This is a genomic window from Anaeromyxobacter sp. SG17 (assembly GCF_022690695.1).
Lineage (GTDB): Bacteria > Myxococcota > Myxococcia > Myxococcales > Anaeromyxobacteraceae > Anaeromyxobacter > Anaeromyxobacter soli.
This window is the reverse complement of sequence record NZ_JALCYX010000071.1, coordinates 1-12,006: the sequence shown is the minus strand read 5'-3', so window position 1 is coordinate 12,006 and position 12,006 is coordinate 1. Positions and strand designations below refer to the sequence as shown.

Sequence of the window (12,006 nt, the reverse complement as noted above, 5' to 3'; positions counted from 1 at the left end):
GGGCCGGGGGGGGGGGGGCGGGGGCGGGGGGGGGGGGGGGCCCCGGGGGCCGGGGGGGGGGGGGGGGGGGCGCCCCCCGGGGGGGGGGGGGGGCGCCCCCCGGCCCCCCCGAGGCACGCCGCCTGCCGTTTCAGTGCAGCGCGGGCGCCTGCGGGTGCTGGAAGGCCTCCACGTCCACGCCGAAGTAGCGGAAGATGCGGAGCTGGTGCTGGCGCAGGCCGCGCAGCAGCAGGCGCCGGTCGCCGCCGGCGAGCTCGTGCGCGAGCGCGGCGACGCCCAGGTCGGCGAACTCGCGGATCAGGCTGAAGTCGAGCACCACCTCGCCTCCGCGCTCCGCCTCGAGCCGCTCCGCCAGCTCGGCGGCGGACGTCCGGTCGAAGACGCCGGACAGGCGGATCACCGTCCGACCGGCCTCTGACTCCCGGACGAATTTGCAAGCGCCTGGCATCGCCTCGGCCCTCCGGACGCGCGTTTCGTCGTCTCTCGCGTGCGTGACGTGGTCGGTTAAGAGAATTTGTACTCCCCCGGGCTACCGCAACCCGCCGCCGCGTCCGGGGCCGCGGCTCGACGGAGCGGGGATCGTGCGCGCACGGCGTGACGCGGCCGCGGCGCGCAGGCGCCGGATCGGTGAACTCCCGGAAGGCGGGCGCTCGGCCCGCCGGATCACCAGCTGCCGAAGCGGCGGCGGGCCTCGGCGGCGAGCGCGTCGCGGTGCGCGGGGTGGGCGATCGCGATGAGCGCCGCCGCGCGCTGGCGCAGGTTCTTGCCGAAGAGATCGGCGATCCCGTGCTCCGTCACGACGAAGTGCACGTGGGCGCGGGTGGTCACGACGCCGGCGCCCGGCTTCAGGTACGAGACGATGCGCGGCTCGCCCGCCGCGGTGGTCGAGCGCAGGGCGATGATGGGCTTGCCACCGTCGGACAGCGCCGCGCCGCGGATGAAGTCCATCTGCCCGCCCACGCCCGAGTACTGCCGGTCGCCGATGGAGTCGGCGCACACCTGGCCGGTGAGATCCACCTCGATGGCGCTGTTGATCGCGGTGACCCGGGGGTTCCGGCGGATGACTGCCGTGTCGTTCACGTACGCGATGTCGAGCATCGCCACGAGCGGGTTGTCGTGGAGGAAGTCGTAGAGCTTGCGGGTGCCGACGGCGAACCCGCCCACGATCTTGCCCGGGTGGACGCGCTTCGCCTCGCCGGTGATGACGCCCTTGTCGACGAGGTCGACGATGCCGTCGGAGAGCATCTCGGTGTGGATGCCGAGCCGCTGGTGATCGCCGAGGTACGCGAAGGTCGCCTGCGGGATGGCGCCGATCCCGAGCTGGAGCGTCGCGCCGTCCTCCACGAGCTCCGCGCAGTGGCGCCCGATCGCGCGCTCCGCCTCCGTGAGCTCGCGCTCCGGCAGCTCGTGGATCGGCTCGTCCACCTCCACGAGGTAGTCGATCGCGTCGACGTGGATGAGGCCGTCGCCGTGCGTCCGCGGCATGCGCGGGTTCACCTGCGCGATGACGGTGCGGGCGGTCTGCACCGCCGCCCGCGTGACGTCCACCGACACGCCCAGGGAGCAGAAGCCGTGGCGGTCGGGCGGCGACACGTGGACGAGCGCGACGTCGAGCGGGAGGACGCCGGAGCGGAACAGCTTCGGCACCTCGGAGAGGAACACCGGCAGGTAGTCGGCCCGCCCCTCCTCGACCGCCGCGCGGTAGTTGGCGCCGACGAACAGCGCGTTCACGCGGAAGCTCTTCGCGTGCTCGGGGGCGGCGTAGGGCGCGCGCCCCTCCGTGTGCAGCGACACGATCTCGACGACGCGCAGCTCGCTCGCGCGCGCCGTGAGGGCGTCCACGAGCCGCTGCGGCGCGGCGGCGACGCTGTGGATGAAGACGCGATCGCCCGACTTGACGACGGAGACGGCTTCCTCGGCCGAGACGGTTCGGCTCATCGCGCGGCTTCCTCCTGGAGGGGCGTTTCGCCGCGGCAGTGTAGCAAGCGCGCCTCGCGCGGGGGAGGCTTGCCGCGTCACGTCATGGGTTGCGCATGTCCCAGGCGAGCTTGGCGGCCAGGACGAGCGCCACCGCGACCACCACCCGCCGGATGAGGGCGTCGCCGCGCCGGATGGCGAGGTGGGCGCCCACCCAGCCGCCCGCGAGCTGCGCCGCCGCCATGGGGAGGGCGATCCGCCAGAGGACGACGCCGCGGGACGCGAAGAGGGCGACCGCCGCGAGATTGGAGGCGAAGTTCACGACCTTGGCGCTCGCCGACGCTCGGGAGAGCCCGTCCCCGAGCAGCGCCACGAAGGCGACGATGAGGAACGTCCCCGTGCCGGGCCCGAAGAAGCCGTCGTAGGCGCCGACGGCGAGGGCGATGGCGCCCGCGATGGCCGCCGCGCTGCGGGGCGGGGCGGCGTCCTCGAGCCGGGGCGGCGGCCCCCTGCGCAGGCCGACGAACACCGCGGCGAAGGCGAGCAGCGCGACGACGATCGGCCGGAGCGCGGAGGGGGGCGTTACGAGGACGAGCGCCGCTCCGCCGAGCGAGCCGGCGAGCCCCAGGGGGAAGGTGATGCGCGCCCGGCGGCCGTCCACGAGCCCTCCGCGCGTGAAGCGGGCGAGCGCCGCGAACGAGCCGAACACCGACTGGCCCTTGTTCGTGCCGAGGGCGAGGTGCGGCGGGAGGCCGGCCCAGAGGATGGCGGGGACGGTGAGCAGGCCGCCGCCGCCGGCGATCGCGTCGATGACGCCGGCGACGAGCGCGACGAGCGTGAGGAGCGCGATCTGGAGGAGGCCCGGCTCTGCCATGCGGGGCAGCGTCATAGCACGCCAGGCCGGAGTCGACGGGCTGGCGCACGGCGGCTGCGCCTCGCTTCGCCGCGCGGGCGGCGTGGGCGGCCCGTCTAGTGGGGCCGGACGTTCCGCTCGACCGCCTCGATGAGATCGCCGAGGCCGACGGGCTTGTACAGGATCTCGGAGGCGGTGATGGGGTGTCCCTCGAAGCCGCGGCTCGCCGTCATGACGACGACAGGGATCTCCGCGAGCTGCGCGTCGCGCAGCTGCTCCTCGCGGAACTGCCAGCCGTTCATCTCCGGCATCATGAGATCGAGGAGGATGAGCGCGGGGCGCTCCCCCTTGCGCAGGCGGTCGAGCGCGACGCGGCCGTTCTCGCAGAGGTGCGCGTCGTAGCCCTCCTCCTCGAGCAGCTCCCCGAGCGTCTCCCGCAGGTCGGTGTCGTCGTCGACGACGAGGATCGGGCAGCCGTCGGTCATCGAAGGGGCGCATCCTAGGCGAGAGCGACCCCGTCATCGCGCGCCCATGCGGGGAGTGCGCGCGCCGACCTGCCCCGCACGGCGACACGGCGGCGCGTCCTCGCGGGGCGGAGCCGAGGTATGTAACGCAGCCATGTCCACGACCCGCCCTCTCGCCCTCCTGCTGCTCGTTCCGCTCGGCTGCGCGACCCGCGCCGCCGCCGCTCAGGTCCCCGCGCCCGCCGCGCAGTCGGTGCTCGCCGCCTCGCCCGCCGTCGAGGTGCGGAGCCTCGACCGGACGCTCCGCGTGACGGGAGAGGGCAGGGTGAGGGTCCGGCCCGACGTCGCGGTGGTGCTCGCGGGGATCGAGGCGACCGGCAAGACCCTCGCGCCGACCGTCGCGGACGCCGCGGCGAAGATGCGGCGGATGATCGACGCGCTCGCGAAGGCCGGCGTCGCCGAGAAGGACGTCCAGACGACGCGCCACGACGTGCAGGTGGAGCGTCCGTGGGTGGACGGGAAGCCTCGGGACATCACCGGCTACACGGTGGTGGACGAGGTTCGCGTGACCGTGCGCGATCTCGCGAAGCTCGGCCAGATCCTGGAGCGCGTGGTCGCCGCAGGCTCGAACTCGCTGCGGGGTCTCACCTTCGAGCGCGACGATCCGGCCCCGCAGCGCCAGGAGGCGCTCGCGAACGCGGTCGCGGTCGCCCGGGCGAAGGCGGAGGCGATGGCGAAGGCGGCCGGGGTCTCGCTGGGCGCGGTGGTGGCGATCGAGGAGGGCGCCGCCGAACGGCCGATCCCGCTCGCGAAGTACCGGACGCAGGCGATGGTGGCGACGGACGGCGCGCCGGTCACGCCGGGCGAGCTCGAGATCGACGCGAGCGTGTCCGTGACGTACGCGATCCGCTGACCGGCGCCCGGGTCCGCGCCGGCAGCACGGCGTGGACCGTCGCGACCGCGACGAGCACGACGAACGAGACGACCGCGACCGTGGTCATGAGCAGCCCCCGTCGATGATCCAACCGCGGCGGGAGCCCTTGCGAAAGCCCTCGATCGAGGGGCAACGCGGTCGAGGCATCGTGTCGCAGGGGGTGTCCAGCGCGCCGTCAGCGGGTCGCGCGGCGGCGACCCCCGCGCGCGCCGGTCTGCCGCGACGGCGGCTTGCGCGCGGGCGGCTTCCGGGACGGTGCCCGGCGCCGGGGCGGCTCCGCTCGCTCCACCCCCCGGGTGGGCGCCGGAGGCGCCTCCCTGCGCAGGTACACGAGCAGGTCGAGGTAAGAGACGATCCCGACGAGCCGCTCTCCGTCCATGACCGGTAGCGCGCCGACGCGCTCGTCCGCGAGGATCTCGAGCGCGTCCCGCACCGTCGCCGTGCTCGGGATCGTGACCGGATCGGGGCGCAGCGTGCCCTCGACCTCCTCGGAGAGGAGGTCGAGCGCGGCGTCCGCGAAGCGCTCGAGCTCGGTCCCGAGCCGCGCGCGAAGGTCGCGCTCGGAGAGCATCCCGACCACCGACCCGTCCGCGTCGACCACCGGCAGGTGCCTGAACCCGCCCTGCACCATCGCGCCCGCTGCGTCCCCCAGCGAGTCCTCGGGGCCGACCGTCGCCGGCTGCGGGGTCATGACCCGGCGGATGGGGACGTCGAGGAACGGGACTGCCTTGCGCATGACGAGCCTCCTCCCACGTTCAGGCGAAAGGCGGCGGAGTGAGCGCCGCCGGCGCCGAGAAGGTCCGCTCGAACCAGCGCGCCGCGAGCCGGGCCACCGACTCGAGCGCGCCCGGCTCCTCGAACAGGTGGCTCGCGCCCGGCACCATCGTCAGCTCGGCTGAGCGGAGGTGCGGGAGCACGGAGCGGTTGAGCCGCAGCACGGTGGAGTCCCGGCCGCCGACCACGAGGAGCACCGGCGCCCGCACCCGCTCCAGCACCGCCGCGGGCACGAGATCGGGACGGCCTCCGCGCGACACGACCGCCCCGACGAGCTCGGGGAGCTCCGCGGCCGCAGCGAGGGCGGCGGCGGCGCCCGTGCTCGCGCCGAAGTAGCCGAGGCGCAGCCCGCGCACGCGGGGCAGGGCCGCGATCCAGCGCGTCGCGGAGACGACGCGGCCGGTGAGCAGCTCGATGTCGAACCGGAGCTCCGCCGTGACCTCGTCCTCGGCCGCCTCGGGCGGCGTGAGCAGATCGAAGAGGAGGGTGGCGAGGCCGGCGCGCCGCAGCGCGCGCGCGACGAGCTGGTTGCGGGGGCTCCGGCGCGTCGAGCCGCTCCCGTGGACGAACAGGACGAGCCCCAGGGCGCGATCGGGGACGGCGAGCTCCCCCTCCAGGACCCCCGGACCGCCGGCCGGGCCGTCGAAGGGGATCGACAGGATCTCGGCCTCGGAGCCCGGCGGATCGGCGCCCAAGGGCGCGGTCCACTCTCCATTCCAGAGCTCGCCGACCTCGCCCTCCGCCGGCTCGCCCCGGGCGCGCCGCAGGCTCTTCACCACCTGCTCGTCGGACACCTGGTCGAACCGCTCGTACCAGGCGCCCACCGCGTAGAACGGCTCGGGGAGCTCGAGGGCGATCACCTCGTCGAAGTCCGCGCGGAGCTCCGCCACCGAGGCCGCCGCGACGACCGGCGCAGCGAGCACCACGCGCGCGGCGCCCCGCTGCCTCGCGCCGCGGGCCGCGGCGCGGGCGGTGGCCCCGGTCGCGACGCCGTCGTCCACCACGATGACCGTGCGCCCCGCGACCTCCGCCGGCGGGCGATCGCCTCGGTAGCGCCGGACGCGCCGCGCGAGCTCGACGACCTCGCGCTCGGCGAGCTCGGCGGCGTCCGCCTCGGTGAGGCCCACCTCGCGAAGCGCGTCGCGGCGCACGAACACCGCGCCGCCCTCGGCGATGGCGCCGATGGCGTACTCCGGAGATCCCGGCGCGCCGATCTTGCGGACCACCACGACGTCGAGCGGCGCGTCGAGGGCGCGCGCCACCTCGAAGGCGACGGGCACGCCGCCCCGCGTGAGCCCGAGCACCACGGGCCGCTCCGCGCGGAGTCTCCCGAGCTCCTCCGCGAGCAGCCGTCCTGCCTGCTCCCTGTCCCGGAAGACCATGCGCGCCTCCTTCGCCTGACGCGCGCTCACGCGCGATCCACGCGCGGCGCCGCCGCCGGCGCTCTCGAGGGAACGCTACCGCCGGCGTCCAGCGCGCGGACGGGTCGGGCGGGGCGCGCTGTTCGGGTGGGGCCGCACCGCGCGTGCGTACGTACGCCCATGATCGCGCCCGGTGAGCCGCGGGCGCGGCGCGCGGAGAAGCGCCCACCCGCTCCGGGCCCTCGGCGATCGTCGAAGGCACGAGGCCGCCACCGGGGACGCGCCGGGTCGCTCGCTCGCCGGGACCCTCGGCGCCGCACCGCGACGCCGCACCGCGATGTCGGTACCGAAAGCGCGGTGACGCGGGCTCGTAGCCGACCACTGGCCTGATTTCACGGAGGTTTCGTGCTGGCAGGGCCTTCGCATTGGAGAGGGGGCATGAACGTCCTCAAGAATGAGCTGCCGCGCGCGAAGGCGGTCAGGCTGGAGCAGCAGGTGGAGTACGTGGCTGGCTCCGTGGTGAGCCGCACGCTCGCGAAGGCGCCGGGCGGCTCGCTCACGCTGTTCGCGTTCGACGCCGGGCAGGAGCTGTCGGAGCACACGGCGCCCTTCGACGCGTTCGTGCAGGTGCTCGACGGGGCGGTCGAGCTGACCATCGGCGGCGAGCGCGTGCCGGCGAGGGCGGGCGAGACGGTGCTCATGCCCGCGGGCGTGCCGCACGCGGTGAAGGCGACGGAGCGGTTCAAGATGCTCCTGTCGATGGTGCGCGAGCGCGGGTGAGCCTCCCGTCTCGCGGCGGGCCCGCGGCCGCCCGGCCGGTCGCGTCCGGCCGGCGACCCGCTGTATCCTCTCTCGCCAAGCGACGCGCCCCGTCCGGCGCAATGGAACCTCGATGCCTCTCGGCCACGTCCCCACCGCCGTCGTCGTCCTCGTCTCGCTCGCCGGCGCCGCGGTGATGATCGGCTGGCGGATGCGCGAGACGAGGAGCCCGATCTCCACCCGGAAGATCGTCATCCCTCCGCTCGGGATGAGCACCGGGTTCCTCATGTTCCTCGCGCCCGCCGCGCGGGTGCCGTGGAGCTACGCGAGCGCCGCGTTCGCTGCGGGGGCGCTCGTGTTCTCGTACCCGCTCTCCCGCACCTCCCGGCTCGTCCGCAGCGGCGACGCCGTCGTGATGCAGCGCTCGAGCGCGTTCCTCTGGATCCTGCTCGGGCTCGTCGCGGTGCGGTTCGTGCTCCGCGTCTACATCGAGCAGGTCGTGACGCAGGTGCAGACGGGCGCGCTCTTCTTCCTGCTCGCGTTCGGCATGATCGTGCGCTGGCGCGTCGCGATGCTCCTCGCGTACCGGCGCCTGCGCGCCGAGCCGGCGACGGCGGACGCCGCGTAGGCCTCGGGGCGCCTGCCCGCCCGGGCTCGGCCCTCCTCAGCGGACCCGGAACATCGGCGGGATCTGCTCGGCCCGATCCACCGTGAGATCGAGGTCGCGCAGGAGCCCGTCCGCGAGATCGTAGATCCAGCCGTGCACGGTGAGCTCCTGGCCCCGCGTCCAGGCGCCCTGCACGATGGTGGTGTGGCAGACGTTCGCGACCTGCGCGGCGACGTTGAGCTCGCACAGGCGATCCTCGCGCGCGTCCGCGTCGGCGATGGCGTCGAGCTCCGCGCGGTTCACGAGGTAGACGTCGCGGATGTGCCGCAGCCAGTTGTCGATGAGGCCGAGCGGGGTGGCCTCCATGGCGGCCCTCACGCCGCCGCAGCCGTAGTGGCCGCACACGATGACGTGCCTCACGCCGAGGACCTCGATCCCGTACTGCAGGACCGAGAGGCAGTTCACGTCGGTGTGCACCACCACGTTCGCCACGTTGCGGTGCACGAAGATCTCGCCCGGCAGGCGTCCCACCACCTGATCGGGGGGTAGGCGGCTGTCGGAGCAGCCGATCCACAGGAGCTCCGGCTTCTGCGCGTGGACGAGCCGCTCGAAGAAGCCCGGCTCGCGCTCCCGCATCCTCGCCGCCCAGGCGCGGTTCGCCTCGAAGCACGACTGCAAGGTCTTCACCCGTTCTCCTCCTCCGGAGGGCGACCCCTCCCACGCGCGACGCGGGGGAGAGGTCGCCGCTGGGTTCACGCCGCGGATGGGCTCCGCGAGAGCGATCGCGCGAGCCACAGCAGCTCGAGCATCGTGGCCCGCTCCCGCTGCAGGGTACGCCCGACCGCGCGTCCGGCGCGATGTGCTGCGGCGCCGATCGCGGTGTACGCGTCCGAGTCGAGGGCGGTCGCGCGCACCGTGCGCGCCCCGCGCAGCCGGACTTCCACCCGGCAGGACTTGTCCTCGCCGCCCCTCGGCCCGTTCAGATCCCCGACCACGACCCGCACCCCGGCGATGCGCTGCTCGTACCGGTCGAGCGCGAACGAGAGCCGCCGCTCGATCGCGTCGCGCAGGCCGGGGGTGATGGAGAAACCACGCGTCCTCACGTCGATGTGCACGTCGTCACCTCCGTTCCCCTCCGAGCTCCGGTCTAGCGCCGTCGCGTCCCCGCGAAAATGACGTTATCTCGCCGCGTCGCCTCGGGTCCTTGAATGTGTCGCCGGGCTGCTCAGTTCTTGAGCGATCTGCGCGACCTGAAGAGATCCCCGTTGGGCAGGAGGCGGGTCGCGGGCGTGTTCCCCCGTTAAAGCGTGGGCATGGAGCGAACCCTGACGTCCGGCCCGGAACTTGCGGAAGGATCGAGCACGATGATCGGGTTCGCCCGCCTGCAGCCCCCCCTGGTGCCCCGGTCGGCCGGAGCGGTGCCGTCCGTGCACAGCGGCGTGCGCTGGCCGAGCGAGGACCTGCTCCCCGTCGTCTTCCACCTGATCGCCGTGGCGGCGCTGGCGGCGACCGGCTACCCCGCCGGCAGGATCGTGATCCTGGCCCTCGCCGCGGCGGTCCAGAAGGCTCACTACCTCACCTGGCGCAAGCGCGACATCAAGCTCTGCGTGAACGCCGACATCGACCAGCTCGCCTGGATCGTCGTCGCCGCCCAGGCCTGCTTCTTCCTCACCATGGGCGTGGCGGTGACCGTCACCGGCGGGATCCGCAGCCCGCTGCTCCTCACGATCATGGGGGCGTACGTCGCGGCCGTGGCGGCGGTCGGCGACCGCCGCCAGACGCGCCTGTTGCTCGGCGCGACCGCCCTCGAGGTGGGCGTCATCGCGCTCCTTCCGCGCTCCATCACCGGGCCGGAGGTCGCGGGTCCGGCCCACACCTTCCTCACGCTGGTGAGCGTCCTGGGCGTCGGCCTCCTGCTCGCGCCGGTCCACGCGCGGGCCCGCAAGCGACGCGACGCGTTCGCGCGGGCGCGCAAGGAGATGGCGGCCGACGCGCTCGCCCGCGCCCAGAGCCTCGAGCAGATCGGCTCGAAGGTGGCGCACGAGCTCAAGAACCCGCTCACCGGCGTGAAGGCGCTCGTCCAGCTCGGGCTGCGGAACCCGGCCGAGGCGCCGTCGCACGAGCGGCTGGAGGTGGTGGAGCGCGAGGTCACGCGGATGCAGGAGATCCTCCACAACTACCTGTCGTTCACGCGCCCGCTCCAGGCGGTCACGCCGCGGCGGGTGGAGCTCGGTCCGCTCGTCTCGGACGCGCTGGTCGTGCTCTCGGCGCGCGCCGACGAGGCGCGCGTGCGGCTGTACGCGCAGGGCGACGCGACGCTCGAGGCCGACCCGCGCCGGATCAAGGAGGCGCTCCTCAACCTCGTGGCGAACGCGATCGAGGCCACGCCGCCGGGCGGCGAGGTGGTGGTGGAGGTCCGGCCGGCGGGAGACGAGGCAGAGATCGTGATCCGCGACAACGGCCGGGGGATGCCGCCCGAAACGCTGAAGCACATCGGGACGCCGTTCTTCACCACGCGCGAGGACGGCACCGGCCTCGGCGTCGTGCTCGCCCGCTCGGTGATCGCGCAGCACGGAGGGTCGATGCGGTACGAGAGCGAGCCGGGCAAGGGAACCCGCGTCAAGGTCACCCTCCCGCGCGTGTCCACGGGGGCGTGCGATGCCGCGTGTCCTACTCGTCGATGACGAGCCGTCGGTGCGCGTCGCGCTGAGGGAGCTCGTCCAGGGACGCGGGTGGGAGCCGCTCGTCGCCCGCTCCGGCGCCGAGGCGCTCGAGCTCGTCGATCGCGCCGACGCGGTGGTGACCGACTTCTCCATGCCCGAGATGGACGGGATGGACCTCCTGCGCGCCGTCCGCGAGCGCGACGAGAGCCTCCCCGTGATCCTGCTCACGGCGCACGGCTCGGAGCGGCTCGCGGTGCGCGCCATCAAGGCGGGCGCGTACGAGTACGTCACGAAGCCGTTCGACGTGGACGAGATGCTCGTCGCGCTGGAGCGCGCCGTCGAGGCCCGCGGGCTGCGCCAGCGCAACCGCCAGCTCACCGCGGAGCACGCCATCGGGCGGCGCGTCGTCTGCGAGTCGGCGGAGATGCGGCACCTCCTCGACGCGACGTCGCGGGTGGCGGCGAAGGAGATCACCGTCCTCGTGCGTGGCGAGACCGGCACGGGCAAGGAGCTCATCGGATCGCTGCTGCACGCCCAGAGCCGGCGCGCGGACGGCCCTCTGGTCCGCTTCAACTGCAGCGCGATCCCGGCGGAGCTGGCTGAGGCGGAGCTCTTCGGCCACACGCGCGGCGCGTTCACCGGCGCCAACCAGGCCCGCCCCGGGTTCTTCGCCGAGGCGAACGGCGGCACGCTCGTCCTCGACGAGGTGGGCGAGCTCCCCCTCGCGATCCAGGCGAAGCTCCTGCGCGCCCTGCAGGACGGCGAGATCCAGCCGGTCGGCTCCGGGCGGGTCGAGAAGGTGGACGTGCGCATCGTCGCGTGCACGAACCGCGACCTCGCCGCCGAGGTCCGCGCCGGCCACTTCCGCGAGGACCTCTACTATCGGCTTGCCGTCGTCGAGCTCGTGGTCCCCCCGCTGCGCGATCGCCGGGAGGACATCCCGGCGCTCGCGCACGAGTTCGCGCACCGCTACGCGGAGCGCTTCGGGGCCGAGGAGGTCCGCCTCGCCCCCGCGCTCGTGGAGCGCCTGCGGGCCGCCGACTGGCCGGGGAACGTGCGCCAGCTCGAGAACGTGGTCGCGCGCATGGTGGCCCTGAGCGGCGGCGGCGAGCTCGAGCCGAGCGCGTTCACCGCGACCGTCTCGGCGGAGCCCGTCACGCCTCGGGACGGCGGCGTCCCCGCGGGCGACGGCGACGACGGCGATCCCGAGGGCGCCCGGACCCTGCGGGAGCAGCTCGACGCGCTGGAGCGCAACGTGATCGCCCGGACGATGACCGCCGTCCGCGGCAACCAGTCGGAGGCTGCTCGCCGGCTGGGCATCAGCCGCAACACGCTCACCGAGCGCCTCCGCCGCTACGAGATCGCCGCGGACTTCGGCGCCGGCGGCGCGGCCTGACGCCGCACCGCTCGCTCGAGCCGAGCCCGTCGCGAGCGGCGCGACGGCGTCGCCGGGGCGGGTGCTCAGGAAAGGAGCGATCTGCGCATCCGCCGCCGCTCGCGCCGGCGCCGCCGGCGCGAAGCTCGCAGCGCCGACGCGCCGCAGGGCGCAATGCCGATCGGTTAGCGGCCAAGCGATGGGACTGAATGGGGATTTCCGGCCGGGCTTGTAGCGGCCGGCCAGGGGATCATCATGCGGGATCGCCAGGAGGCGATCCCGCGTGTCCCGACCCAAGC

General features: G+C 74.3%; 13 protein-coding genes. 5 read left to right on the top strand and 8 right to left on the bottom strand.

Features of this window, described 5'->3' with window-relative positions:
• Positions 1-130: 130 nt before the first annotated feature.
• The 4 genes from MNY60_RS19365 to MNY60_RS19350 form a co-directional block, all read right to left on the bottom strand.
• Positions 131-400 carry an STAS domain-containing protein gene (locus MNY60_RS19365; RefSeq protein ID WP_242336821.1) on the bottom strand — a complete coding sequence of 90 codons (270 nt, stop codon included), beginning with the start codon at positions 398-400 and terminating at the stop codon, positions 131-133.
• A gap of 263 nt (positions 401-663) precedes the next feature.
• On the bottom strand, positions 664-1,938 hold the full coding sequence (locus tag MNY60_RS19360; RefSeq protein ID WP_242336818.1) for an acetyl-CoA hydrolase/transferase family protein: 1,275 nt from the start codon (positions 1,936-1,938) through the stop codon (positions 664-666).
• 82 nt (positions 1,939-2,020) lie between these two features.
• Positions 2,021-2,791 (bottom strand): TSUP family transporter, encoded by a 771-nt coding sequence (locus tag MNY60_RS19355; protein WP_242336815.1) that lies wholly within the window; start codon positions 2,789-2,791, stop codon positions 2,021-2,023.
• 95 nt (positions 2,792-2,886) lie between these two features.
• Positions 2,887-3,255 (bottom strand): response regulator, encoded by a 369-nt coding sequence (locus MNY60_RS19350; protein ID WP_242336812.1) that lies wholly within the window; start codon positions 3,253-3,255, stop codon positions 2,887-2,889.
• Between the two features lie 133 nt (positions 3,256-3,388).
• Between MNY60_RS19350 and MNY60_RS19345 the strand changes: the two genes are divergently transcribed.
• Positions 3,389-4,147 (top strand): SIMPL domain-containing protein, encoded by a 759-nt coding sequence (locus tag MNY60_RS19345; protein WP_242336809.1) that lies wholly within the window; start codon positions 3,389-3,391, stop codon positions 4,145-4,147.
• A gap of 196 nt (positions 4,148-4,343) precedes the next feature.
• Here MNY60_RS19345 and MNY60_RS19340 read toward each other — a convergent pair whose 3' ends face one another.
• Positions 4,344-4,904, bottom strand: coding sequence for an HPP family protein (locus tag MNY60_RS19340; RefSeq protein ID WP_242336806.1), 561 nt, complete (start codon positions 4,902-4,904; stop codon positions 4,344-4,346).
• 19 nt (positions 4,905-4,923) lie between these two features.
• Positions 4,924-6,324, bottom strand: a complete 1,401-nt coding sequence (locus tag MNY60_RS19335) for a phosphoribosyltransferase family protein (protein WP_242354048.1) — start codon at positions 6,322-6,324, stop codon at positions 4,924-4,926.
• Between the two features lie 417 nt (positions 6,325-6,741).
• Between MNY60_RS19335 and MNY60_RS19330 the strand changes: the two genes are divergently transcribed.
• Both MNY60_RS19330 and MNY60_RS19325 read left to right on the top strand, forming a co-directional pair.
• On the top strand, positions 6,742-7,083 hold the full coding sequence (locus tag MNY60_RS19330) for a cupin domain-containing protein (protein WP_242336800.1): 342 nt from the start codon (positions 6,742-6,744) through the stop codon (positions 7,081-7,083).
• A gap of 112 nt (positions 7,084-7,195) precedes the next feature.
• The gene (locus MNY60_RS19325) at positions 7,196-7,690 is read left to right on the top strand and encodes a CcdC family protein (protein ID WP_242336798.1); all 495 of its coding nucleotides are present in this window, start codon (positions 7,196-7,198) and stop codon (positions 7,688-7,690) included.
• Positions 7,691-7,726: 36 nt separating this feature from the next.
• Here the strand turns inward: MNY60_RS19325 and can are convergent, their stop codons facing one another.
• Positions 7,727-8,356, bottom strand: a complete 630-nt coding sequence (can, locus tag MNY60_RS19320) for a carbonate dehydratase (protein WP_242336795.1) — start codon at positions 8,354-8,356, stop codon at positions 7,727-7,729.
• Between the two features lie 65 nt (positions 8,357-8,421).
• Positions 8,422-8,772 carry an HPF/RaiA family ribosome-associated protein gene (locus MNY60_RS19315; RefSeq protein ID WP_242354050.1) on the bottom strand — a complete coding sequence of 117 codons (351 nt, stop codon included), beginning with the start codon at positions 8,770-8,772 and terminating at the stop codon, positions 8,422-8,424.
• 261 nt (positions 8,773-9,033) lie between these two features.
• Here MNY60_RS19315 and MNY60_RS19310 point away from each other — a divergent pair, with 261 nt between their 5' ends.
• Together MNY60_RS19310 and MNY60_RS19305 are read left to right on the top strand one after the other, a co-directional pair.
• Positions 9,034-10,353 carry a nitrogen regulation protein NR(II) gene (locus tag MNY60_RS19310; RefSeq protein WP_242336789.1) on the top strand — a complete coding sequence of 440 codons (1,320 nt, stop codon included), beginning with the start codon at positions 9,034-9,036 and terminating at the stop codon, positions 10,351-10,353.
• Positions 10,328-11,728, top strand: coding sequence for a sigma-54 dependent transcriptional regulator (locus MNY60_RS19305; RefSeq protein WP_242336786.1), 1,401 nt, complete (start codon positions 10,328-10,330; stop codon positions 11,726-11,728). Before MNY60_RS19310 ends, MNY60_RS19305 begins: the two co-directional genes overlap by 26 nt.
• The last annotated feature ends 278 nt before the right edge of the window (positions 11,729-12,006 follow it).